Source organism: Gilliamella sp. HK2 (genome assembly GCF_001690265.1).
Taxonomy (GTDB): Bacteria; Pseudomonadota; Gammaproteobacteria; order Enterobacterales; family Orbaceae; genus Gilliamella; species Gilliamella apicola_C.
This window is the reverse complement of the sequence record NZ_LZGV01000088.1, coordinates 1-24,920: the sequence shown is the minus strand read 5'-3', so window position 1 is coordinate 24,920 and position 24,920 is coordinate 1. Positions and strand designations below refer to the sequence as shown.

Here is a 24,920-nt window from a genome sequence, read left to right as displayed (position 1 = left end):
TTAATACCACAAAAAGTTCGTTGAAATTAACTAATAAAACGGTCTCTTGCCACTTTAGGCTTATTACAGTGTGATATTAGATTGCGCTATTCAAATTATAATTATTATGTGGTTGGATGTGTGATTATTTATTGCATAGAGGAGGCAAGAATGGCATATGACAAACGTTTCTTACCCTATTAATTATATATAAAAAATGTTGGCTGAACTTGTTCAATTCAAACCAACATTAAAGTCAGAGCTTAGTAAAGATTAGAACTTTGCTTTATTATCGCATTGGTTGCTAATAACTAATAAGAGAAAAAAGTCGCAATACTACAAAATTTATAGTAGATATTGCTATTTATTTTTCAAAAAAAGTTATAGCAACAATCAATCATCATTAGAAATTTTTAAAAAAGGCATAACGTTGCCATTAGGCATAAAAACACGATCGTTATTTTTTTCTTTATTCAAAATAGTTTGATCAACATCATATCCCAAAAGATTAGATAAAATATATTTATTCATCAATCCACTTAAATAACCAGTTGGACTTCGAAATGACTCTATAAATTGACAGTTATAGCGATCATTTGTTGATATAAACATAAACGGAATTAAAAATTGGTCAATGTGATTACCAATTCCATGCCCTACATTAACAATCTCGCCATGATCCGAGGTATAAATTAAGGTATAATTATGGCTGTATTTGTTAATAACATCGTACAATGCTTTCACTGTACGATCCGTGTGATGGATGGTCAGATCATATTTTTCAGCATCAGGTAAAGCTTGCTTATCAACTTCATCATAATTTTCATAAGGTTGATGGCTGCCTTGTAAATGTACGAAAATGAATTTTTTCGGTGAATTGTCTTGCTGAAGTGTTTTCTCTAATAGCTGACTTAAATAAACATCAAGCGTATCTTCACTAAAAGAGACAACGTCACTCTTACGTGCAATAAAACCAAATTTAGTATTAAATGACCCTTTAATTTCCTGATAACGTGATGCTAGCCAATAGGTTTTGTAATGATTGAATTTAGCCATTTCAATAATTGACTTATTATTAAATAAATTATCATCACTTTCTGGAACATTAAATGAAAGAGTTAACGGTAACGAATCCTTTGTAAAAGCAGCTGCTGAGTGGCTATTTTGAATAATACAAGCACCATTTTGACTAAAAATTTTGGTCATAAAAGGTGTTGTTTGTTTATGGTAACCGTAAGCGCTGTATCGGGTTGCTAATGAAGATTCGCCCATAATAAATACCACTAAGTCATTATCAGGTTTATTGGGCGGTAAAAGAATAGCTTCATTGAATTTTTCAATCTCATTTTTACTAGAATAGATGTCTGTTGAGGCGAAACTAGCTAGAAGATAAGATAAATTACCCATAACAGCGGGATATGTAAAACGAAATTTTATTACACTATTTTTATAGTAACCTCTCTGAAAATCATGAGTTAAAGATGTATCTATTGTTTTAATTGCAATAATAGACAATGTAATTATATAACAGAGTACCAGGATAGTGGATTTCAATTTAATAGTAACTATTTTTCTGGAAATAAATAAAATAAGAATAGTTGCAATCAATGCAGGACCTATTATGATTAAAACTTGTTTAGACATTGATAATGCTTCATTAACATTGCTTTCGACAATGGAATCAAGTACACCGACCGATATTACGTGCCCGTAACAAATGAAATAACTTATTTCGGATAAAAATAGAAAGAGAAATAGTGTACTAAGCGCAACAATAAAATAATGGCGACTGTAAATACCGATGTGTACGACTAAAATAAAACCTAATGTTGTTATCCAGCCTACATAATATAGATAATTTTTAAAAACAGGTTCAGTAAATATGACACCAGATTTTGTTATAACGATATAAGCCCAAATGGCGCTAAGAATAGTATAAACTAACAATAAAATTAGCGTTTGATTGTTTTTTATAATTTTACATGTTTTCATAATTTATTTCTTATTCCTTTTTATTATTAATTAATTTAGCAAATAAATTCTTGTATTTAATCCTCACCCAAATATTAGATAGTGCTTTTAGGTCATACTACTTTTCGTATTGTTTAACGATATTCAATCATTAGTTGAATATTGAAAATATTGATTATAATAGATTTTTATCTATTCAAATAGTGTTTTATTTGTGCTATCCGTTGTTTTGTGATGACAATACATTAATAATATGCGTTTTGAATTTATGGAAAAACTTTTAGTGGCTGTATCAGCCTAACAATTTTCAGCACTGTTCATGCTTTAGTTAAGTCTATGCTGTTGGAATACTAATCACTTAAAATTAGCACTGTAATATTAGTTTGCTCAATCATTATGCAATGACTTCTTTTTTGAGAAAGTGGCTATTATGTAGTAAGGAATTTTTGAGTGTGTTACAGACTAAATACCTATCAATATAAATAATTACAAATAATTATAATCCACCTTTGTGGGTTTTCATATGAACGATTTTCATTACTCAACCTCCGATTATGTTTATTCAAAATAATTGCCTATTTAATTATTTGGCAGTGTATTATGAGCTAGATTGAGCTATGTCTAAAATTTAAATTTACGTGCTACTTTACTCCTTAATACTAGTTTTTTGTAATACCTAACCAACCGTTTTTTCTGATATATCATAGCCTTTATCCCTGATATCATGCACTAAGGTTGCTAGTGTTGTTGGGATTGATTTGCTTAATCCTTTTATCAAACGTTTATTTAAGTATAACTAAATGGTTAGCCATTTTTAGCTAATAAAAATTCACATTAGATAGTGTATAATCAACCGCCTATTTTAGTATCTGTAGCTTCAGAAGTAATCAATATGGCAATTCAGTCATGGAAACTCGATGGCATTGGAGATAAGAATGGAAGTAATTATATAAAAACTTCTGAATAATACAGTTAAATAAAAAATAATTAGCTAAATTTTATTTTAATATCAAGGAATTTTGAGGAGAAAATTGACATGAAATATTTTGCTTGGTGTATTTCTTTTCTAGTTGGGCTTATGAGCCTAGGACAAGAAATGCTATGGTTTAGGATAGTTAGCTTTAATTTAAGTGGTGCACCTTATGCTTTTGCAATCGTACTATTCTTTTTTCTATCAGGTATTGCTGTGGGAGCCGGTCGAGGTAAGATTATTTGTACGAGCTGTTCTAATTTATTATTAGCCGGGGGGGGAGTTTTAATTTTTGCTGGTTTCATTGATATATTAATTCCATTTATGATTCAAAATATAAACCAACCAAATGATTTTATATTTCGTTTGATTATATTTTGTATTCTGATATTGGTCATTGCAGCTTTAAATGCAATATTATTTCCAATTGTGCATCATTTAGGTACGAATATTGCTAATGGCAAAGTAGGGGCATCAGTTTCTAAAGTTTATTTTTTTAATATTATTGGCTCAACACTTGGTAGTTTATTAATTGGCGGCGTTCTTCTTGATTATGTGTCTATTTCATCAATGTTTATTCTCATTGGTATTATTTGTATTTTATTAGGCATTTTGATGATAATTAAAAAATCGGTCGCTTCTGTTATCGCTGTTGCTATACTTGGTATCGGTTGCTTTTGTTTAGTAGATAAACACACTGATTATCTTTTCAAAAATACGTTTGAAAAAGGCGTGTCTATCAATTCCTATATTGAAAATCGCTACGGCGTAATTCATATAATCAATGATAATAACGTGGGATTGAATAATGTTGTATTAGGTAATAACATGTATGATGGCATGTTAAATATAGACCCAAATTATGATATCAATGACTTAAATCGCCTTTACTTATTAGCGGCTGCTCATCCAAACCCTAAAACAGCTTTGGTTATTGGTATGAGCGCTGGTGCATGGACTCGGGCATTGTCTAGTTTTCCTACATTAGAAACCATTGATGCTATTGAAATCAATAAAGGTTATTTAGATATTATTAAACAATACCCTGTTGTTTCACCATTATTAGATGATCCAAAGATAAATATTTATATTGATGATGGGCGACGTTGGCTTAAACGCAATAGCGATAAAAAATATGATTTAATCATTATGAATACAACTTACCATTGGCGTTCAGGTATAACTAATTTATTATCGCAAGAAATGATGAAAATACTGCAACATTCATTAAATCCTAATGGTATTTTGGCATTTAACAGTACCCGTTCACTTGATACATTAAAAACAGCGCAATCGGTATTTAAACATGCTTATTGGGGCACAATGGGCTTTATTTATGCCTCTGACTCAATGATGAAAATTGATGAAAATGTAGCTAAAGCTCGGCTTGATAAGTTAGTTTTAGATAGTAGACTGCTGTTTAATGAAGAATCTAAACAATTTGAAAACGGTGCTTACAAAAAAACATTAGAGACAAAACTATTAAGCTTAGACGAAGTTGAAAAACTTTATAATTTAGGGCGAGAGACAGAAGTTATTACTGATAACAACATGATAACAGAATATAAATATGGGTATTTTATAACGAGAGAGAAATAAGGAACTGTTTATGTTAAGCAAAAGACAATTATTACTATTAAGTACGCTATTTTTTATTTCTGGAATGAGTGGTTTAATTTATCAAGTCGCTTGGCAACGAGTGCTTTATTCCGCTTTTGGCTCCGATGTTGATTCTGTTACAATCATTGTATCGGCATTTATGTTAGGACTTGGCCTAGGAGCTCTTGGTGGTGGCAGAATTGTTGATAAATACCCAAATAAAGCACTACAGCTTTTTTGTTTTAGTGAATTTGGAATTGGTTTATTTGGAATAATTAGTTATCCACTTATTTTATTTGTGGGTGATATTTTTATTAGTTACAATTTAATTGTTGTTGCCATTGTTAATTTTTTATTGGTGCTTGTTCCAGCACTCTTGATGGGAGCAACATTGCCAATTTTAATCACTTATATTGCACAGTTTTGGAAAAATATTGGTCAAACAACAGGACATCTTTATGCTATTAATACTTTTGGTGCAGCCGCTGGAGCGTTTTTAACAGGATTTATTTTGTTTATCCATTTTGGTATTAACGGTGTAACGATATTAGCAGCATTCGGTAATTTTGTTGTCGCCACACTTGCTTATCTGTTTTTGAATAAAGCACAGATAAAGGATTGATAGAAAGATCGATAGAATGCTATAAAGGTATTTAAAGATGAAAATAAGCGAAAATTATCGCTTATTTTCAATTGCCTCAAAGCTAACTAATTAAGAAGCTTTATTATTAAGTATACATCATCAATAAAGTTAACGATAGCGTAATTAGGATTGTTGATGGCGTATTCCTGTGTTTTTTTAGATTTCATCTGTCATTTCCCTTTTTTTTATTTCTTTTTCTAGAGTGATAATTTTTTGCTACTCACTAGTTAGTTCTCGTTTTTGTGTTGTTGGAATTGATTTGCTTAACTTAACCCTTTTATCAAGCGTTGATTTATCTATAATTAAATGGTGAGTGATTTCAGCTAATGAAAAACGTACAGTAGATGAGTATAATCAAGAGCCTTTTGAGTCGCTGTATGGAATTTTCTGGTCATAATTTGTTCTGTTATGATTTTTATTTATATCATAGAGGTGACATTTGTCTATTTTAGAAGGAGATGATGATTATTCCACTGTTACCGATTTTGCCAAATTTCGAGGCTGATCAACATCGGTACCTTTGATCAAAGCAACATGATACGCTAGCAGTTGTGTGGGCACAGTGTAATAGATTGGTGCGGTGAATTCTTCGATATGGGGTAGGTTGGTAATCTGCATGGTGTCATCACTAACAAACCCTGCGCCTTGTTCAGCAAAGACATACAGTTTACCACCGCGAGCTTTGACCTCTTCGATATTGGATTTGAGTTTTTCTAGCATTTTGTTAGTTGGCGCTATAACTATCACAGGCATGTCAGAGTCAATCAATGCTAATGGACCGTGTTTGAGTTCGCCAGCGGCGTAAGCTTCGGCGTGAAGGTAAGATATTTCTTTCAGTTTTAATGCTGCTTCCATGGCTATTGGGTATTCATCACCACGGCCTAAAAATAGTGCATGATGCTTATCAACAAATTGCTCAGCTAATTTTTTTATTTTTGATTCAAACGTCAGCACTTGTTCAATGCGATTGGGTAAGATTTGTAGTGCATGCACAATAGCCTGCTCAGTGCTTTCTGCCATATTATTTAAACGTCCTAATTTAGCAACTAGTAATAATAACACGGTGAGTTGTGTTGTAAAGGCTTTGGTTGATGCAACGCCAATTTCAACGCCAGCTTTAGTTAATAATACTAAATCCGCTTCACGCACAAGAGTGGATGCTGCTACATTACAAATAGCAAGAGTACTTAAGTAACTATTTTTTTTGGCTAGCCGCAATGCGGCTAATGTGTCAGCGGTTTCACCTGATTGTGAAAGAGTAATAAATAGGCTATTTTTGCGACGAGCTGGTTTACGATAACGAAATTCAGAGGCAATTTCGACATCACACGGTATACCGGCTAAGGCTTCAAACCAGTAACGTGCTACCATACCCGCATTATAAGCCGTGCCACAGGCAACAATTTGTACATGCTCAACTTGTCTTAAGATACTTTTTGCTTCAGCTCCCAGTTCTGATAAATCGATTTTACCATGTGTCATGCGACCCTCAAGGGTATTTTTAATTGCATTGGGTTGTTCGTAGATCTCTTTTTGCATGTAATGACTATAGCCAGCTTTATTACCCGCATCATATTTTGCATCAGATTCTATATATGGGCGGATTACTTCATGATGGTTTTTGTCTAAGATTGTTATTGAATTGTGAGTGATAAGAGCAATATCACCTTCTTCTAAATAGATAAATTGGCGGGTGGCGGGTAATAGCGCTAATTGATCTGATGCGATAAAGTTCTCGCCTACGCCACAACCAATAACTAAAGGACTGCCAGAGCGCGTTGCAACTAATATATCTGGATTGCGCGTGTCCATAATGACTGTGCCATAAGCCCCTCGTAGTTGCGGGATAGCTTTTTGCACGGCGTCAAATAAGGAACAATCTTCGGTTGATATAATGTCATGAATTAAGTGGGCAATAACCTCGGTATCGGTTTCTGAACGGAATTGGTAGCCTTTGGCGATCAGCTTTTCACGCAATGGTTCAAAATTTTCAATAATTCCATTATGCACGACAGCAATAAAGCTAGATACATGTGGATGGGCGTTATGTTCAACTGGTTCACCATGGGTTGCCCACCGAGTATGTGCAATGCCAATAGAGCCTTTTATTGGATATTGTGCTATTGCATCTTTTAATGCTTGCACTTTACCAACACGGCGAACACGTTGTAAAACACTTTGTGGTGAAATGATTGCCAGACCTGCAGAATCATAACCACGATATTCTAATCGTTTTAGGCCTTCTAGTAATATTTCTGCAACATCACATTTGGCAATAGCTCCCACAATTCCACACATATTTTATTCCCCATTAATTAATTTCGTTGGACGTTTCCAATTTGCAAGCTGTTTTTGTTTAACTCGGCTTACTACCAATTCATTGTCATTGACATTGTTGGTAACCGTTGTACCAGCTGCAATGGTTGCGCCTTTACCGACTTTTACTGGTGCAATTAATTGTGTGTCCGAACCGACAAACACATCATCTTCAATAACGGTTTTAAATTTATTTGCACCATCATAATTACAGGTGATAGTGCCTGCGCCAATATTGACATTATTGCCAATTTCGCTGTCGCCAAGGTAACTTAAGTGTCCCGCTTTAGTTAATTTGCCAAGGTGCGCTTTTTTTAGTTCAACAAAGTTGCCAACATGAGCTTGCTCGTCAAGCTTTGAGCCAGGCCTTAAACGGGCAAAAGGGCCAATGGTACACTGTTTAGCAATAATTGAATCTTCAATAATGCTATATGGGCTAATGTTTGAATAATCATCAATTGTGCAATTTTTTAAGATACAACCTGCACCAATAAATACGTTATTGCCAAGTTTGACGTTACCTTCAATGATCACATTACAATCAATCGTAACATCTTTGCCGTGCAAGAGGGTTCCTCGTAAGTCAAAACGGTTTGGATCAAGTAGCGTCACACCAGCTAGTAACAAGTTTTGCGCTTGTAGGTGTTGATATTGTCGTTCTAATGTGGCTAATTGTTGGCGATTATTAACACCTTCAACTTCAAATTGTTGTACTGGGTGTGAGGTTAATATTTCATAACCATCTTGGTGTGCAAAAGCAATAATATCTGTTAAGTAGAATTCTTTTTGCGCATTATTGTTGGTTAACCGTGATAGCCAATTTTTCAATAATTTGCCGTTAACAAACATGATACCTGTATTAATTTCATTAATTTTTTGTTGCTCAAGCGTGGCATCTTTTTGTTCGACAATGGCAACAACTTTACCGTTGCTGCGCTCAATGCGCCCGTACCCAGTTGGGTCATCAAGGATTACTGTCAATAATGCTATACCTTGCTTTGGTTTGCTAGCAATTAAAGTTTCCAGTGTTTGAGTCGATATAAGGGGGATATCGCCATATAAAATTAAGATATCTTCGTCATCTTGAATGTGAGGGATAGCTTGTTGAACAGCATGGCCTGTACCAAGTTGTTCTGCTTGGTAAATCAGTTGTACATGCTGATCTTTAAGAGCCTCTTCAAGCTGTGCTTTGCCATGGCCATAAACAATATTGATGCAATTGGTATTAAGTTGTTGAACTGTGTCAATAACATGTTGTAACATCGGTTTATTGCCAATTTTATGTAAAACTTTAGGTAGGTTGGAATACATCCGTGTGCCTTTTCCTGCCGCCAAAATAATCGCATTCAGTTTTGGAGGTGCAATTGCCATAATCAGTTCCGTTCAGGTTAAATTAGCCTAATACTATAATCAAAGTTTTTAATGAAATCACCCCCAATCTTTTAATTTTTATCATAAAAAAAGTAATATTGATATTTACCAAAGGGTTTAACAAAAAAGGAAGTAATGCATGAGTTCCATTATGAAAGTTTTATTACTTTATACCACACACGAAAAGCAAACTTTTAAAATTATGCAGCGCATAAACATGCAACTTAATAGTAAGTGTGATTGTGAGGTAATTGAACTATTGCCCGATACAAAAATCGATTTGACACAATACCAAGCGGTATTATTAGGTAGTTCAATTCGTTACGGGTTTTATAGTAAGGTAATGAAAGCGTTTATAGATGAACATTATCAGCAATTGAATGCCATGAAATCTGGTTTTTTTGGAGTAAATATGGTGGCTAGAAAACCTAATAAAAATACCCCAGAAACCAATTTATATACCAAAAAATTTCTGGCAAAAATAGCATGGAAGCCAACTATTACCGCGGTTTTTGCTGGTGCACTTTATTATCCTCAATATAATTGGTTTGATCGTAATATGATCCGCTTTATTATGTGGTTAGGAAAAGGTGATACAGATGTAACAAAACCAGTTATTGAATATACTGATTGGAAAAAGGTAGATAAATTTGCTGAGCAATTTTTACATTCAAACGTAGCCATTTGCTAAAATTTTTTACATGGAAATTGATATTTTGTTGGGTTTACCAAATTATCGAGCTCTTTTCAATAAACTTTGTGATATAGATCAACATTTCGGTTAAAAAGGTGTACAATATCGCGCCTATAGAATATGTCTCCTAATTGGAATTTTAATTGTGATTGAAAATTTAAGAAATATTGCCATTATTGCTCACGTTGACCATGGTAAAACAACTTTGGTTGACAAATTATTAAAACAGTCGGGTACGCTAGATAATCTGCGCGGTGACGATAACGAACGTATTATGGATTCTAATGCTCTTGAAAAAGAGCGTGGTATTACCATTTTAGCGAAAAACACCGCTATTGATTGGAATGGTTACCGAATTAATATCGTTGACACCCCTGGGCATGCTGATTTTGGTGGTGAAGTTGAACGTGTTATGTCAATGGTTGACTCTGTATTGTTGCTTGTTGACGCAATGGATGGCCCGATGCCACAAACACGCTTTGTAACGCAAAAAGCATTTGCTTATGGTTTAAAACCGATTGTGGTTATCAATAAAGTCGATCGTCCTGGTGCACGCCCTGATTGGGTTGTTGACCAAGTTTTTGATCTGTTTGTTAACTTGGGGGCGACTGATGAACAGTTAGATTTCCCTATTGTTTATGCTTCAGCTTTAATGGGTATAGCCGGTTTAGATCATGAAAATATGGCGGAAGATATGACACCGTTATTTGAAGCGATCGTTAAACATGTTGAACCGCCAAAAGTTGATTTAGACGGTCCATTCCAAATGCAAATTTCTCAACTTGATTATAACAACTATGTTGGTGTTATTGGTATTGGTCGTATTAAACGTGGTCGTGTTAAACCAAATCAACAAGTGACTATCGTCGATAGTGAAGGCAATAAACGCACTGGTAAAGTGGGGCAAGTGCTTGGTCATTTAGGTCTGCAACGCTATGAAGCTGAAGTTGCCGAGGCTGGTGATATTATAGCATTAACAGGTCTTGGTGAGCTCGGTATCTCTGATACAATTTGTGACAATAGTTGCGTTGAAGCTCTGCCAGCGTTAACTGTTGATGAGCCAACAGTGACTATGTTCTTTAATGTTAATAGCTCACCATTTGCTGGTAAAGAAGGTAAGTATGTGACTTCTCGCCAAATTCTTGAGCGTTTAAATAAAGAACTGGTACATAATGTTGCGTTGCGCGTTGAAGAAACCCCTGATCCTGATGCATTTAGAGTGTCTGGTCGTGGTGAATTACATTTGTCAGTGTTAATTGAAAATATGCGTCGCGAAGGTTATGAATTAGGGGTTTCTCGTCCTAAAGTTATCTTTAGAGAAATTGATGGTAAAAAACAAGAGCCATTTGAACAAGTTACTCTTGATATTGAAGAACAACATCAAGGATCCGTGATGGAAGCTCTTGGCTTACGTAAAGGTGACCTAACAAACATGTTACCAGATGGTAAAGGCCGTGTACGTTTAGATTACGTTATTCCAAGCCGTGGGCTTATTGGATTTAGAACGGAATTTATGACCATGACATCAGGTACTGGCTTGCTTTATTCTACCTTTAGTCATTATGATGATGTGCGCCCAGGTGAAATAGGTCAACGTAATAACGGTGTAATGATTTCAAACGGTACAGGTAAAGCTTTGGCTTATGCGCTTTATGGTTTGCAAGACCGTGGTAAGTTATTCCTAGGTCATGGTGCTGAAGTTTATGAAGGTCAAATTATTGGTATTCATACTCGCTCAAACGATTTAACTGTTAACTGTCTAACCGGTAAAAAATTAACCAACATGCGAGCATCAGGTACAGATGAAGCAACTACATTGTCACCACCAATTAAAATGTCATTAGAACAAGCATTAGAGTTTATTGATGATGATGAATTAGTCGAAGTAACGCCATTATCTATTCGTCTACGTAAACGTCATTTAACTGAAAATGATCGCAAACGTGCGTTTAGAAGTGGTAATAAAGACTAATTGTTGTAGTTTTACCGTAATATGAAAACCTCGCTATTTAGCGAGGTTTTTTTTGGCTTTAACTCTGGCAATAGCATCAGCAATGGATTGTTTGCGATCCTTTGGCGCAATCGTATTGGTATTATTAACTGGCATTGTGCGAGGAAATAATATTGTGGGCGGTACGAGTTGGTTATGGCTCAAACGTTGTTGTTTTTTCTGAGTTAGTACTAACTCTTCTGATTCAGTCAATGCAGTACCTAGTGTGCTTAATGTAATACAGTCTGTTGGACAGGTATTAATACAATTACTGCACGAGGTACATAATTGTGGCAAAATGGTGTGCAATACTTGCTTGCTGCCGACAATGGCATCGGTTGGGCAAACACGAATGCATTTGCCACAACCAATACAGTTTTCTTCATCAATAAACGCTTTATATTCTTGTTTAGTTTGCATAATCATTTCTTGCATTAACTTAAACCTACTATATTACCATCTTTGTCAATATCGATTTGCCGATAAGCAGGGTTAGTGCCTAATCCCGGCATGGTCATCACGTTTCCAGCATAAACACGAATAAAACCAGCCCCAGCTGAAATCGCTAAGTGACTAATATCGACATCAAAATCGGTAGGTACATTTTTTAGGTTTGCATCAGCACTAATTGACATTGGTGTTTTAGCAATACAAAGAGGCAACTGGTCCAGTTTTAGTGCTTCGATCTCTTTGATATTTTCAAGTGCAGTAGCCGATAAATTAGCTTTGTTGGCACCATACTTTTTCACCATAGTTTGAATTTTATCTACTAGAGGCAGGTTGTCAGAATAAGGTAGTTTGATTTCGTTTGGCGTATCACATGCTTTAATCACGTGCTTAGCTAGTTTTTCTGCGCCTTTACCACCTTGAGTGAAAACTTCACTTACTTCACAGGCAAATGCACCATGCTCAATTGCATATTTTTGTAAAAATGCCAACTCTTCTTCGCTATCATGTGGAAAACGGTTAATGGCAACAATCACTTGTAGCCCATAACTTTTAGCATTGTTGATGTGCCACGCTAAATTAGCTGCACCAATTTCAAGTAATTCAATATTTGATTCTGAAATTTCTTTCGGGATTGCTTGTCCTGGTTTGATATTATATTTACCACTGTTTGATTTTAAGCTACGTATGGTAGCAACTAACACCACACACGAAGCTTTAATACCCGCTTGGCGATATTTAATATTGAAGAATTTTTCCATGCCCATATCTGAGCCAAATCCAGCTTCGGTTACAACATAATCAGCAAGTTGTAAAGCAATGCGATCAGCAATGACCGATGAGTTACCATGGGCAATATTAGCAAAAGGCCCTGCATGAATAAGCACAGGAGTATGTTCAACGGTTTGCATCAAATTTGGGTTAATTGCGTTCTTAAGTAAGACTGTCATTGCACCAGCAACTTCAAGTTGCTCTGCGGTAATCGCTTCGCCTTGAGTATTATAAGCGAGAATTATGCGCCCAATGCGCTTACGCATATCGTGTAAATCTGAGGCTAATGCTAAAATTGCCATAAGCTCTGATGCTGCGGTAATTTCAAATCCATCTTGCCGTGTAATTCCATTAACACCACCGCCAACACCAACAGTAATCTTGCGAAGCGAGCGATCATTATGATCAATTACTCGTTTCCAAACAATGCGATTTGCATCAATATTTAGACGAGGTAAACCAGTTTGTGCAGTAAATTCATCGCCTAAACGCGCTTCATGATAAAGGCGCGAATCCAATGCTGCCGATGCCAAGTCATGAGCTGCAGTAATTGCGTGAATATCGCCCGTTAAATGCAAATTTAACGTTTCCATCGGTAATACTTCAGCTTGACCGCCACCAGCAGCTCCGCCTTTGACACCAAATACAGGTCCTAAGCTGGGTTGACGAATGCAAGCAATTGCTGTTTTACCAATATAGTTTAGTCCTTCACTTAATCCAATAGTGTTAACCGTTTTTCCTTCACCGAGTGGGGTTGGTGTGATAGCGGTAACTAATACCAATTTGCCACTAGGCTTGTTTTGATTCGCTTTTAGAATAGACAAATCGATTTTTGCCACATGTTTGCCATAAGGTAGGACAAATTCTTCAGGGATATTGCATTTTTTTGCTATTTCGGTAATTGGGCGTAATGGCATATAAGTTCTCATCTAACAATAAATTGGAATGTCAGTATAAAGAATTTGAATTGCCGAATAAAGAGACAATTTTATCTTTACTTATTTTCGGCACAATTGGTAATTATCTTGTTATAATAATTAAAAACATTCAATAAAAGGATAATAGTTAAATGAATTGGTTTTCCGAATATTCGCTTTTCTTAGCCGAGACGGCGACAGTCGTTATTGCCATTTTAGCAATACTGATTTTTATATTAAGCCAACGTCGTAAATCAGCAACGGTTGGTGGACGTTTATCTGTCAAAGATATTAGTCAAGAATACGAACAAGTCAAAGATGATATGCTAATGTCAAGCATGGGTGAGCTAGAAGCTAAACTGTTTATGAAAGATATTAAAAAACAGAAAAAATGTGAAAAAAAGCAGGCAAAATTAGCGGCTAAGCAAAAAAAGAAACAAGTCAAAAACCAAGAAGAATCGGCGCTAGATAATGCAACAAAGTTGGCAGAAAACGATATAGATCAACAAGTCAAACCTAAATTATTTGTATTGTCTTTCAATGGTAGTATGGATGCGCACGAAGTTGAAGAATTACGCCAAGAAATTACCGCTGTATTAGCTGTTATTAAACCAGAAGATGAAATTGTAGTAAAACTTGAAAGCCCTGGTGGTGTAGTTCATGGCTATGGGCTTGCGGCATCGCAGTTGTTACGGTTTAGACAGCGTAATATTCCTTTTACGGCTGTCGTCGATAAAGTTGCAGCCAGTGGTGGGTATATGATGGCATGTACTGCGTCAAAAATCATTGCTGCACCATTTGCTATTGTGGGCTCTATTGGGGTAGTTGCTCAAATTCCTAACTTTAATCGCTTGCTTAAAAAACATGATGTGGATATTGAATTGCAAACAGCAGGTGCGTATAAGCGTACTTTAACCATGTTTGGTGAAAACACCGATGAAGGTCGACAAAAATTCAAACAAGAGCTTGAAGAAACTCATCTTTTATTTAAAGACTTTGTTAAAGAATACCGCCCAAATGTTGATATCGAACAAGTTGCAACTGGCGAGCACTGGTTTGCAACTCAAGCTAAAGATAAAGGCTTAGTTGACGAAATCAGTACGAGTGATGACTTTATCTTATCTCACTTAGATACACATAAAATTATCTCTGTTAGTTATTTACGTCGGCAAAAACTATCTGAAAAGTTAGCTAAAAATGTAATAAAAGGTGTGGAAAGACTATTTTTAAGGCAAGGAAACGGGCTGTGATAGCCCGTTTTATAATGCATTGAATTATTCGTAATTTCGTATTAATAATATGCTGATTGGCATATTATTTATTTTTTATTTATAAATCAAATCATTATCTTTTTTATTTAATTCCCACAATCATTATCTATTATCTTCTAACGATAATATTAATTGTTAAAACTGACTATCTATTAATCTAATTGCAATTTAATATAAGTCTATATTCATATAGTTTGATGGATATAGCTCCACCTTATTACATTTCTTTTTTTAATTCATAAATCATTACGCTTGAGGACAATTATTATGTTTCAATGGCTTTCAAACTGGATTTTAGATGGACTAAAACATTCCCCCGAAATTTTATTATTTCTATCGTTGAGTTTAGGGTATTTGATTGGTGGCATTAGGATAGGCAAATTCCAACTCGGTGGTGTTGCTGGTTCGTTGCTTGTTGCTGTCGCTTTAAGCGTTTTTGGTGTGACTATTGACGCTGGTGTTAAAGCGATTCTTTTTGCGTTATTTATTTATGCAGTGGGTTATGAAAGTGGTCCGCAATTTTTCCGTTCACTTGGTATAAAAACCTTACGTGAAATCTTCTTAGCATTATTTATTGCAGTTGCAAGTTTTGTGACTGTTATCGTACTAGCCAAATTATTCCATTTAGACAAAGGTCTTGCTGCTGGATTAGCCGCAGGTGGTTTGACACAATCGGCAATTATGGGCACAGCCTCTGATGCATTAAGCCAATTAGGTTTAAGCGCAGATGAATTAAGAAAAATGCAAGCAAATGTAACTATTGGTTATGCTGTGACCTATATATTTGGTTCACTAGGTGCCATTATTGTCTGCGTCAATATTCTGCCAAAAATCATGGGTAAAGATATTGGTGATGACGCAATAAAAGCACAGGCTGAGCAACTTCATGGTTCGCTTTCATTAAGCTCTGATCAAAATCTAGCTTTATCTGATATTAGTGGCCGGTTGTATCGTATTACCAATAAAATTAATCAAACAGTGGCGCAAGTTGAACAAACTATTAATGGCATTAGTATTGAGCGTATCAAACGTGGCAATAAAATCATTGAAGCAATGCCAGAAACAGTATTAAAGTCGAAAGATATTATTCTTGTTGTGGGTCATCGTGATTCAATGATTAAAGCACATGATCTACTTGGTAGTGAAGTGAATTCAGCATCTGGAATGGATGTGGTAATGAATAAGTTAGATGTTGAAATGCGTAATAGCCGTTATGAGGGTGAAAATCTTACCCAAGTACTCCAATCAGATGAAGTGATGAAGTTAAAACATGGCATCTATCTTTTAGCGATTAATCGTGATGGACAACCTCTTCCCCTTAATAACGATATTTATTTAAAACTTGGTGATGTTATTACTATTTATGGTGCTGATAGTGATCTTCGTCGTGTTATTGACAAAATCGGTGCACCCATTACCAAAAGTGAAAAAACTGACTGGATATTCCATGGTTTAGGGCTTGTTGTTGGCCTTATTATTGGCTTAATTGTGATTCGTGTAAGTAATATTCCTATCACATTAGGTGCTGGAGGTGGAGCGCTTTTATCAGGATTATTATTTGGTTGGTATCGTTCGGTTCACCAAACTATCGGTAATATTCCTACTGGTGCAGTGCAACTTTTAAAAGATTTTGGCTTAGCTGGATTTGTTGCTATTGTGGGATTAAGTTCTGGTCTTCAAGCAATTAATACAATTGAAGAACAAGGTTTATCTCTATTTTTAATTGGTGTGGTTGTTACTTTGCTACCAATGCTACTTGCCATTTATTTCGGAAAATATGTGCTTGGCTATAAAAATGCAGCAGTATTTGCTGGTGCTTTAGCAGGATCGCGAAGTGCTAACCCCGCTTTTGGTGAAGTGCTCAATAAAGCTGGCAATTCAACGCCAACTAACTCTTTTGCTATTACTTACGCTTTAGCTAATGTTTTCCTAACTTTATTAGGTCCATTAGTTGTTGCTTTTGTTTAATTGATATATCAAATTAAGGGTACTAATGTATGAAAAACAAAACAGAATATAGCCAATATGCTAATTTAAGTCCTTTTGAATTAAAAGATAACTTAATTAAACTGGCACAAAGCCATACTGATCGGGTGATGTTAAATGCGGGTAGAGGTAATCCAAACTTTTTGGCTACTTGGCCTCGTCAAGCATTTTTCCAATTAGGTGTGTTTGCAACTCAAGAATCCGAAATGTCATTTTCATATTTAAATGAAGGTGTTGGCGGTATGCCAATTAAAGCAGGATTAACTGGACGCTTTGAACATTTTATTTGTCAAAATTATAATACCCCTGGTGTTGCATTTTTAGGTAAAGCTTTTTCTTATATCCGAGATCAACTTGGGCTTGATGAAAACGCTTTTTTACAAGAAATGGTAGAAGGTATTTTAGGATGTAATTATCCTGTACCTGATAGAATGCTCCACTTTAGTGAAGATATTGTTAAAGCCTATGTGTTACAGCAAATGGGGGCCCAATATCTAGATCGTGATAATATCGATTTATTTGCCGTTGAGGGTGGTACAGCCGCCATGGCTTATATTTTTAACTCCATGAAAGAAAACGGATTAATTCAAAAAGGTGATAAAATTGCTATTGGTGCGCCTATATTCACACCTTATCTTGAAATTCCAGAACTTAATGATTATCAATTAGTTGAGGTATTAATTAATTCTGATCCTAATTCAAATTGGCAATATCCTGAGTCAGAATTGCGTAAATTAGAAGATCCAGCAATTAAAGCCTTTTTTGTTGTTAATCCATCTAATCCACCATCAGTTAAAATTGATGATAAAAGCTTAAAAATTATCGCTGATATTGTTAAAAAACGCCCTGAATTGATTATTTTGACTGATGACGTTTATGGTACATTTGCCGATGATTTCCAATCTTTATTTGCCATTTGTCCTAAAAATACCATTTTAGTTTATTCATTTTCTAAATACTTTGGTGCGACAGGTTGGCGATTAGGTGTTATAGCAACGGCTAATGATAATGTGATAGATAAAACCATTAAAGCATTACCAAGCAAAACTAAACAGATCTTAAATAAACGCTATAGCTCAATAACAACTGATCCGGAAAATCTTAAATTTATCGATCGCTTAGTGGCTGATAGCCGCGCTGTAGCATTAAACCACACTGCCGGCCTTTCAACACCACAACAAGTACAAATGGTCTTATTTGCATTGTGTGAAATGATGGATAGTGATCAAAGCTATAAAAACGCATTAAAATCACTTATTCGTCGCCGTGCAGCATCGCTTTACCAACATTTGGGGCTTAAACATACAACTGATGAAAACAGTGTTGATTATTATACACTTGTTGATCTTGAGCATATTTGCCGAGAATTATATGACGATAAATTTGCTCAATGGATATTAAAAAATAAAAATCCGACTGAGATGTTATTTAGAATAGCAGACGAAGCGGGGGTCGTTCTATTACCAGGTAAAGGATTTGCTGTACAACATCCTTCTGCTCGAGCATCGTTAGCTAACTTAAATGAATATCAATATGCAGCGATTGGCTTATCAATGCGTAAATTGGCTGAAGAGTATTATGATGAGTATAAGGGCAAATCAGATAAAAAATAGTTAATTATTTAGATTTGTTCATCTAACTATTAATCAAACCCTAGTTTATCTAGGGTTTTTTTATTGAGTTAGCAAGTTAATTTTTCAATGTATTACGAGGTGTTCCATCTGTTTTCAGCTTAGTTTGCTTTTGTAATGCTGTAAACTTTTGATCTGTCACTTCTACAACACATTGTGCGACTAGAGTATCATTTTTTACATGGACAATGGATACTCTTAAGTAATTGCCAAAATTGGTTTTTAATAAACTCTCATAATAAAAACCAACGCATTTATTATAAGGCCATTGATTATCATTTTCACACTGTTTAGCAATCATTTTTCTTAGCCTTGATGAGTCAAAATCAGGTGCATATTCTACTTTTGCCTGACCTGTTTTTGAACAAGCACAAGTTAAGCAGTCTTGCTGCTCATTCTCTTGATTATTACCAAATACTTCTAATGGAATCACTGAAGATGGCTCAGGAACCGATTGATAAAGTTTTTGATAATTGACAGCAAAAGATTTTTGATTACATTTTATTATTAGCCTATCATCGCCAAATAAGCCAACATTATCTACCGTTTGACATTGATTTGAGGCCAATAAATAGTAAGCCAATTTAATCACTTTATCATTAGGGAATTGAGTTATATGTTGTTTTTGAAATTCAATAACACTATCATTAATATGAGATTTTAGATCATTTTCATTCTTATCTACAGTAGGTATAACATATAGTTTGTCATAATATTTACCATATCTTGTCCCATCAATCGGATCAGTATAGATTTTACTATAATCATCTTCTGTTATTAAATGTAGATAAGGGAATGGTAATACCTCTTTTTCTTCAAAATAATTTTGCTCGCTTAAATATGTAACTGGCGAACCGTTTTCTTTATAGGTTGCATATGCATAGTGGGCAAGCGAATTATCAGGGTATTGGCAAGTCAATATAATATATTGTTGATCATTAGTTACCCAAGAGTGTGTCTTCTGGGGGCAGAGCAAGCGTTCTCTATCTTTATCATTGCTAAATTTTAACCCTGGTTCAGTATATTTATCAACAAACTCCTCTCTAAGACGTTGGATTCGTTTTTCATCTTCAGTACCCGAACCTTTATAAAAAGGGGTTAATGTTTCACTCATACGTTGATCATAAAGCTTATGCTTTTGCTCGAGATATCGCGCTCTATTGCTCTCAATAATGTTTCTGTTGAGTGGTATAGCAAGTATAATACTCAACAATAGGCATATTATGATGCCATCTGCATTGGTTTTTTTTGATTTTATAGCCCAATAAATCAATGCAATCAGGCAATTAAAAATAAAAAATACCCAAACAATAAAACTCGTTATTTTTTCTTGACTAAGTATGATGTTATCATCCTTTCCTAGTACACAAGAAATAATATACCATTGAATAAAAAGAATAATACAAGAAAAAATACGCATCTATATGTCCCTTAGTCTAACGTATTTTCATTCTAACTGGCGGTTTGATGTTGTCAAGTTAACTATTTTTGTATAATAATCTTAATACAGATAATCTATTGATAACACATTTTTGATTATTGGCTGCTACTTGTGGTTATATTGGCAGATTTAGTATGTAAGAAAGTGGCAAATAAAGAAGTAATTGACAATTCAAGATAATAAGAACTAATGTGAAATAGTATACTGGATTTTAATATATTTATTTCTAATGTAAACTTAAAGAAGATGACAGAAGCACAGGAGAAAATAAAAATATCCCAGTTAATTTCAAATAATTGATTTAATATAATTTATTTATTAATCGCCTCATCTCATCTATATAACTCTGTTCTGCCTTTTAAAAGTGGACTATATTGGATTGCTATGGACTAAAATAATATGGTGTTCAATCAAAGTCAAACCGAAGTTCTGAGTGATGATCATCAAATTTAGCTTTATGAAAAAAGTTAATTTGACGGTGCCAACCAAAGAATTACAAAACACTCTGGTTCAAAATTATCTATCTCTCATGTGCTTTGGTGAAAAACCGAACCGCTTACGGAAATAAATTGCAAATCTAGATCCTGAATCATATCCAACTTCTTGTGCGATTTGTGTAATATTTAAATGAGTGGTTTGTAGTAGCTTTAATCCATAACTCATTCTTGCCTCAAACAGTATATTAGACAAACTTGTTCCTTCATCAGATAGGCGTCGCCTTAATGTTGACTCACTCATGGCAAAATGTTTTGCAATTGCTTTTGATTGCCATTTTTTTGTAGGAGCACCTAAAATTAATCGTTCCAGCTTCTGCTTAAGACCTTCATTTACTGAGATAGGAAAATTAATATTTACTATTTCTAAGCATCGTAATAATTGTATAAATTGATGTAAAAGCAAATCATAATTTGAGAGAGGATCTTGAATAATACTGATTGTATAATTTATTGATGCATTAAAAATATTGGGAACAGATCGCACGATTTTTATCTGATGGGTAAAGTCTGTTGACTGTGTGGTTTTTAAAGACTCATACTGTTTTAGTATTTCTTGTGGCCAAGTAAAACAGTCGGCCAAATAAATTTTATTTTGAATATTTTGATTAGTAATATCTAAAAGACTGTTAGCAGGAACAACTAATAATTCTCCTGCTAATATCTCATAAATTTCACCTTTATAGCTGATAACCTTTGATCCTTGAACTATACGAATTAACATTGGATCAACTATTCTCACCTGCGATAATTTATAATTACAACTTTGTGAAACTCGTGAGTACTGACCTAATGTAGTAAGTTGCTGTGATTTTTTTATTACCTGATTCAAAAAATATCCTATTAGCAATATTTTATTGCTGATAATTGTACATTATTGTCGCTTTACCTAATAGATTCGTATTTGCAATAAATCCTATTAATGCGGGTGATGTTGAATCACTAACATTAATATGTTCAATACTCAAAGCATAAATAGTAAAAATATAGCGATGACTTGTGCCTTTGGGTGGGCATGGCCCCCCATAATAAACATTACCAAAATCATTGCGCACAGCTTTGCTTCCTTTTGGTAATAGCAAGGTATTATTACCTGCATTTTTTACAATATAATTTACATTCGCAGGTATATTGGCGACTACCCAGTGCCACCAACCAGAGCCAGTTGGCGCATCTTGGTCATACATAGTAATGACGAAGCTTTTTGTACCTTGAGGTGGATCGTTCCAACTAAGACTAGGTGAAATGTTCTCACCTTTACAGCCAAATTCATTAGCAATATATTGACTAGTAAAACCATTCTTGGACAGATCACTACTTTGTATGCTAAAGCTTTGTGCGAAAGTATTAAAACTGACTAAATACAAAATAAAAATTATTATCTTTTTCACTTTATTTCTCTTATCATAAATTAGAGTGAAATTATTTTAGATAGAAAATAATAAAAATTCTGCACAAATTAGCTCAATTATAGTACAAATGTGCTTAGATAATAATTCTATTTAGAGTTTAGTGAAGTTTTTTAACACGATTTGGTGCTATCAATTTAACCCATCCCTTGTATGGATATTGTCAAATTAATTTTCTAACATGGGTTTGAATTAGAAGATAGCTATCAAATTACAATTTACCATTAAAAGTTAACTTGACAGTCCCTAACAAAACATTAAAACATGGTGTTTTATTTGATATGATTTTTTAGATATTGATTTCTTCTATGCCTTGAGAGAAGATGGCGGAAGCGCAGAGATTCGAACTCTGGGAGGGTCGCCCCTCGCCGGTTTTCAAGACCGGTGCTTTCAACCGCTCAGCCACACTTCCGCAATGGCTGTGAATATTAAAGTAGACTTGCTTATTTGTAAATAGCTATTTTAATATTTTTTATCGTTTGCTTTAAATTCAATCAAATTATATAGAAAATATACAATAATAGCGCTTTCTTTTTCAAAATTAGTGTTGGATTTTGATTAATTGAGTATAATAAAACGCAAATGAATTAGCGTATGTTAAAAATGTTAGAGCAAATAGAAACCGATGATAAAGGCTATTTAAAAAACTGGCAGGATTGGACTATTGATTTGGTTCCTGAACTGGCTGCTAATGAGTGTATTGAGTTAACTGATGCGCATTGGGAGGTTATCTTATTTGTCCGTGATTTTTACTTAGAATATAAAACATCACCAGCTATACGTGCGTTAGTTAAAGCGATGGAAAAGAAGTTCGGTGCACAAAAGGGTAATAGTCGCTATTTGTATAAGTTATTTCCTGATGGCCCAGCTAAACAAGCGACTAAACTTGCAGGCTTACCAAAGCCCGTTAAATGTATATAGATAAAGGATAACGTTACATTCATGATAAGATGGAAGCTCCCTTTATTACTATTAGTTGTGTTTGGTTATCTCCAATATTCTTTATGGTATGGCAAAAATAATGTGTACGATTATCGAGATAATGTAGAGATGTTAGCCAGTTTGCGGGCTGATAATGAGAAATTGAAGGCTCGTAATGAGCAAATGTTTGCTGAAATTAACGATCTACAACGTGGTTCTGAAGCGATAGAGGAGAGGGCTCGCAGTCATTTAGGTATGGTAAAAGCTAATGAATATTTTTATCGAATTATTATTGATTCAGATTCAAAAAAACGATAATGCATAACATGAATAATCTTAATAATATTATCGCTATTGTGCCAGCTGCAGGAATTGGTTGTCGCATGAATAGCCAAATCCCTAAACAGTATTTAAAAATCGATTCAAAAACAATCTTAGAGCACACACTAAATAAATTATTAACACACCCTCAAATAGCGAAAGTTATTGTTGTTATTAGCCCTGAGGATAACATCTTTAGCTCGCTCTCAATAGCTTCGCACGATAACATTAGTATCACTTTAGGCGGTAAAACTCGTGCTGATTCTGTGTTAGCTGGATTACAATTATTAAATGATAAGCAATGGGCATTAGTTCATGATGCCGCAAGACCTTGTGTGGATCATGATGACATATCTCGCTTGATAGAAACGGTGATTAATAAAAAGCAAGGTGGTATTTTGGCTATGCGTATTAGCGATACGATAAAACGAGCATGCCAAGATAATGACACTATTATTGATTACTCTGAAGATCGAACTTATTTATGGGGCGCAGCAACACCTCAATTATTCAATGCTGGTGAGTTAAAATCTTGCTTACAACATGCTTTAAATAACCATATCGCAATTACTGATGAAGCTTCAGCTATTGAGTATTGTGGGGGGCATCCTTTATTAATTGAATGTCGTCGAGACAATATAAAAATAACGCGTCCTGAAGATTTAGCGTTGGCTAATTTTTATTTAACTAAGCAAATTTTAAATAGGTAAAAATATGAGAATAGGTCATGGATTTGATGTCCATAAGTTTGGTGGTGAAGGTCCAATTACGCTTGCTGGTGTAAAAATTCCTTATCAATATGGACTTATTGCTCATTCTGATGGCGATGTTTTATTACATGCAATAACAGATGCGCTGATTGGTGCATTAGCATTAGGCGATATTGGTAAGCTATTTCCCGATACAGATCCAAAATATAAAGGCATAGATAGTCGGATCTTATTGAAAGATGTGTACAGTATTGTTCAAGTTAAAGGTTATGAATTAGTGAATTTAGATGCCACTATCATTGCGCAAGAACCCAAGATGAGACCGCATGTTGATCAAATGAGAGTTAATATAGCTGAAGATTTAAAAGTTCATTTTGAGCAAATTAGTGTAAAAGCAACAACAACCGAGCAGTTAGGCTTTACGGGACGTAAAGAGGGCATTGCTTGCCAAGCAGTAGTATTATTAGCTCGAAAAACTAAAACAGATTAAATTTAAAAGTAGGCAATACAAGTGTTAACACAACTTAATTATTTATATGGAAAACCGACAGCCACAGGGCAATATAAGCAACAATACGAAGATTTTGTCGTTACAGAACATCTTGGTTTTGAGTTGACTGGTGAGGGTGAGCATGTTTTAGTTTATTTGCAAAAACGTGATTGTAACACTATTTTTGTGGCTGAACAGTTAGCTAAATATGTTGGTATTTCAACTAAGTTAGTGAGTTATGCAGGATTAAAAGATCGTCAAGCGATAACAACGCAATGGTTTAGCTTACATATGCCAGGTCAACAAACGCCAGACTTCTCAGGATTTGATTTAGCAAATTGTCAGATATTAAAAGTTACCCGGCATAATAAAAAATTAAAAATAGGGGCGTTAAAAGGTAACTATTTTAAAATTATTTTAAGAGATTTAACCGCTCAATCTGAAATCGAATCTAAATTAGCATTGATCAAACAACATGGTGTGCCTAATTATTTTGGTGAGCAACGCTTTGGCCGTGGTGAAAATAATATTACCCAAGCTATAAACTGGGCAAAAGGGGCTATTACGGTTAAAGATAG

General features: G+C 34.6%; 20 protein-coding genes and 1 tRNA gene. 12 read left to right on the top strand and 9 right to left on the bottom strand.

Annotation, left to right across the window (positions count from 1 at the left end; genetic code table 11):
• Positions 1–372: 372 nt before the first annotated feature.
• Positions 373–1,971, bottom strand: a complete 1,599-nt coding sequence (locus A9G45_RS09245) for a phosphoethanolamine transferase (protein ID WP_065567896.1) — start codon at positions 1,969–1,971, stop codon at positions 373–375.
• A gap of 1,015 nt (positions 1,972–2,986) precedes the next feature.
• Between A9G45_RS09245 and A9G45_RS09240 the strand changes: the two genes are divergently transcribed.
• The gene (locus tag A9G45_RS09240) at positions 2,987–4,519 is read left to right on the top strand and encodes a hypothetical protein (RefSeq protein ID WP_065567897.1); all 1,533 of its coding nucleotides are present in this window, start codon (positions 2,987–2,989) and stop codon (positions 4,517–4,519) included.
• A gap of 10 nt (positions 4,520–4,529) precedes the next feature.
• Positions 4,530–5,141 carry a fused MFS/spermidine synthase gene (locus tag A9G45_RS09235; protein WP_065567898.1) on the top strand — a complete coding sequence of 204 codons (612 nt, stop codon included), beginning with the start codon at positions 4,530–4,532 and terminating at the stop codon, positions 5,139–5,141.
• Between the two features lie 486 nt (positions 5,142–5,627).
• Here A9G45_RS09235 and glmS read toward each other — a convergent pair whose 3' ends face one another.
• The gene (gene glmS, locus A9G45_RS09230; RefSeq protein ID WP_065572395.1) at positions 5,628–7,460 is read right to left on the bottom strand and encodes a glutamine--fructose-6-phosphate transaminase (isomerizing); all 1,833 of its coding nucleotides are present in this window, start codon (positions 7,458–7,460) and stop codon (positions 5,628–5,630) included.
• Between the two features lie 3 nt (positions 7,461–7,463).
• Positions 7,464–8,849: a bifunctional UDP-N-acetylglucosamine diphosphorylase/glucosamine-1-phosphate N-acetyltransferase GlmU gene (glmU, locus tag A9G45_RS09225; protein WP_065567900.1), complete on the bottom strand. Its 1,386-nt coding sequence runs from the start codon at positions 8,847–8,849 to the stop codon at positions 7,464–7,466.
• A gap of 151 nt (positions 8,850–9,000) precedes the next feature.
• On the opposite strand from glmU, the gene hemG reads away from it, so the two are divergent.
• Positions 9,001–9,540 carry a menaquinone-dependent protoporphyrinogen IX dehydrogenase gene (gene hemG, locus A9G45_RS09220; protein WP_065567972.1) on the top strand — a complete coding sequence of 180 codons (540 nt, stop codon included), beginning with the start codon at positions 9,001–9,003 and terminating at the stop codon, positions 9,538–9,540.
• 148 nt (positions 9,541–9,688) lie between these two features.
• Positions 9,689–11,515, top strand: coding sequence for a ribosome-dependent GTPase TypA (typA, locus tag A9G45_RS09215; RefSeq protein WP_065567901.1), 1,827 nt, complete (start codon positions 9,689–9,691; stop codon positions 11,513–11,515).
• Between the two features lie 33 nt (positions 11,516–11,548).
• Here the strand turns inward: typA and A9G45_RS09210 are convergent, their stop codons facing one another.
• Complete coding sequence (locus tag A9G45_RS09210) at positions 11,549–11,968, bottom strand: RnfABCDGE type electron transport complex subunit B (protein ID WP_065567902.1); 420 nt, start codon at positions 11,966–11,968, stop codon at positions 11,549–11,551.
• Entirely contained in the window at positions 11,968–13,668 is a 1,701-nt protein-coding gene (locus A9G45_RS09205; RefSeq protein WP_218057084.1) for a formate--tetrahydrofolate ligase, read from the bottom strand. Before A9G45_RS09205 ends, A9G45_RS09210 begins: the two co-directional genes overlap by 1 nt.
• Positions 13,669–13,820: 152 nt before the next feature.
• Between A9G45_RS09205 and sohB the strand changes: the two genes are divergently transcribed.
• The 3 genes from sohB to A9G45_RS09190 all read left to right on the top strand — a co-directional run bounded on the left by sohB (position 13,821) and on the right by A9G45_RS09190 (position 18,538).
• Complete coding sequence (gene sohB, locus A9G45_RS09200; RefSeq protein ID WP_065567904.1) at positions 13,821–14,918, top strand: protease SohB; 1,098 nt, start codon at positions 13,821–13,823, stop codon at positions 14,916–14,918.
• Positions 14,919–15,206: 288 nt separating this feature from the next.
• A complete protein-coding gene (aspT, locus tag A9G45_RS09195) occupies positions 15,207–16,907 on the top strand; it encodes an aspartate-alanine antiporter (RefSeq protein WP_065567905.1) in 1,701 nt (566 codons plus the stop codon).
• Positions 16,908–16,936: 29 nt separating this feature from the next.
• Entirely contained in the window at positions 16,937–18,538 is a 1,602-nt protein-coding gene (locus A9G45_RS09190) for a bifunctional aspartate transaminase/aspartate 4-decarboxylase (RefSeq protein ID WP_065567906.1), read from the top strand.
• 76 nt (positions 18,539–18,614) lie between these two features.
• Here A9G45_RS09190 and A9G45_RS09185 read toward each other — a convergent pair whose 3' ends face one another.
• The 4 genes from A9G45_RS09185 to A9G45_RS09170 all read right to left on the bottom strand — a co-directional run bounded on the left by A9G45_RS09185 (position 18,615) and on the right by A9G45_RS09170 (position 22,312).
• Positions 18,615–19,976 carry a hypothetical protein gene (locus tag A9G45_RS09185; protein ID WP_065567907.1) on the bottom strand — a complete coding sequence of 454 codons (1,362 nt, stop codon included), beginning with the start codon at positions 19,974–19,976 and terminating at the stop codon, positions 18,615–18,617.
• A gap of 537 nt (positions 19,977–20,513) precedes the next feature.
• Positions 20,514–21,323: a helix-turn-helix domain-containing protein gene (locus A9G45_RS09180; RefSeq protein WP_065567908.1), complete on the bottom strand. Its 810-nt coding sequence runs from the start codon at positions 21,321–21,323 to the stop codon at positions 20,514–20,516.
• 22 nt (positions 21,324–21,345) lie between these two features.
• On the bottom strand, positions 21,346–21,882 hold the full coding sequence (locus tag A9G45_RS09175; RefSeq protein ID WP_065567909.1) for a YbhB/YbcL family Raf kinase inhibitor-like protein: 537 nt from the start codon (positions 21,880–21,882) through the stop codon (positions 21,346–21,348).
• Between the two features lie 342 nt (positions 21,883–22,224).
• Positions 22,225–22,312: transfer RNA gene (locus A9G45_RS09170), tRNA-Ser, on the bottom strand.
• Between the two features lie 182 nt (positions 22,313–22,494).
• On the opposite strand from A9G45_RS09170, the gene A9G45_RS09165 reads away from it, so the two are divergent.
• From A9G45_RS09165 to truD, 5 genes are all read left to right on the top strand, one after another.
• Entirely contained in the window at positions 22,495–22,821 is a 327-nt protein-coding gene (locus tag A9G45_RS09165; protein WP_442903037.1) for a TusE/DsrC/DsvC family sulfur relay protein, read from the top strand.
• Positions 22,822–22,842: 21 nt separating this feature from the next.
• Positions 22,843–23,139, top strand: a complete 297-nt coding sequence (gene ftsB, locus A9G45_RS09160) for a cell division protein FtsB (RefSeq protein WP_065567910.1) — start codon at positions 22,843–22,845, stop codon at positions 23,137–23,139.
• Positions 23,139–23,852: a 2-C-methyl-D-erythritol 4-phosphate cytidylyltransferase gene (ispD, locus tag A9G45_RS09155; RefSeq protein WP_065567911.1), complete on the top strand. Its 714-nt coding sequence runs from the start codon at positions 23,139–23,141 to the stop codon at positions 23,850–23,852. Before ftsB ends, ispD begins: the two co-directional genes overlap by 1 nt.
• A gap of 4 nt (positions 23,853–23,856) precedes the next feature.
• Positions 23,857–24,342, top strand: a complete 486-nt coding sequence (gene ispF, locus A9G45_RS09150; protein WP_065567912.1) for a 2-C-methyl-D-erythritol 2,4-cyclodiphosphate synthase — start codon at positions 23,857–23,859, stop codon at positions 24,340–24,342.
• Between the two features lie 21 nt (positions 24,343–24,363).
• Positions 24,364–24,920 (top strand): tRNA pseudouridine(13) synthase TruD (gene truD / locus A9G45_RS09145; RefSeq protein WP_065572394.1); only part of this gene is annotated, 557 nt, incomplete at its 3' end.

What these genes read in the sequence shown, in the direction of transcription:
- glmU (WP_065567900.1), bottom strand. Translation starts at nt 8,849, where the DNA reads ATGGCAATTGCACCTCCAAAACTGAATGCGATTATTTTGGCGGCAGGA.
- sohB (WP_065567904.1), top strand. Translation starts at nt 13,821, where the DNA reads ATGAATTGGTTTTCCGAATATTCGCTTTTCTTAGCCGAGACGGCGACA.
- ftsB (WP_065567910.1), top strand. Translation starts at nt 22,843, where the DNA reads ATGATAAGATGGAAGCTCCCTTTATTACTATTAGTTGTGTTTGGTTAT.
- glmS (WP_065572395.1), bottom strand. Translation starts at nt 7,460, where the DNA reads ATGTGTGGAATTGTGGGAGCTATTGCCAAATGTGATGTTGCAGAAATA.
- ispF (WP_065567912.1), top strand. Translation starts at nt 23,857, where the DNA reads ATGAGAATAGGTCATGGATTTGATGTCCATAAGTTTGGTGGTGAAGGT.
- A9G45_RS09245 (WP_065567896.1), bottom strand. Translation starts at nt 1,971, where the DNA reads ATGAAAACATGTAAAATTATAAAAAACAATCAAACGCTAATTTTATTG.
- A9G45_RS09165 (WP_442903037.1), top strand. Translation starts at nt 22,495, where the DNA reads ATGTTAAAAATGTTAGAGCAAATAGAAACCGATGATAAAGGCTATTTA.
- A9G45_RS09240 (WP_065567897.1), top strand. Translation starts at nt 2,987, where the DNA reads ATGAAATATTTTGCTTGGTGTATTTCTTTTCTAGTTGGGCTTATGAGC.
- ispD (WP_065567911.1), top strand. Translation starts at nt 23,139, where the DNA reads ATGCATAACATGAATAATCTTAATAATATTATCGCTATTGTGCCAGCT.
- A9G45_RS09190 (WP_065567906.1), top strand. Translation starts at nt 16,937, where the DNA reads ATGAAAAACAAAACAGAATATAGCCAATATGCTAATTTAAGTCCTTTT.
- A9G45_RS09235 (WP_065567898.1), top strand. Translation starts at nt 4,530, where the DNA reads ATGTTAAGCAAAAGACAATTATTACTATTAAGTACGCTATTTTTTATT.
- A9G45_RS09210 (WP_065567902.1), bottom strand. Translation starts at nt 11,968, where the DNA reads ATGCAAGAAATGATTATGCAAACTAAACAAGAATATAAAGCGTTTATT.
- A9G45_RS09205 (WP_218057084.1), bottom strand. Translation starts at nt 13,668, where the DNA reads ATGCCATTACGCCCAATTACCGAAATAGCAAAAAAATGCAATATCCCT.
- hemG (WP_065567972.1), top strand. Translation starts at nt 9,001, where the DNA reads ATGAAAGTTTTATTACTTTATACCACACACGAAAAGCAAACTTTTAAA.
- A9G45_RS09185 (WP_065567907.1), bottom strand. Translation starts at nt 19,976, where the DNA reads ATGCGTATTTTTTCTTGTATTATTCTTTTTATTCAATGGTATATTATT.
- aspT (WP_065567905.1), top strand. Translation starts at nt 15,207, where the DNA reads ATGTTTCAATGGCTTTCAAACTGGATTTTAGATGGACTAAAACATTCC.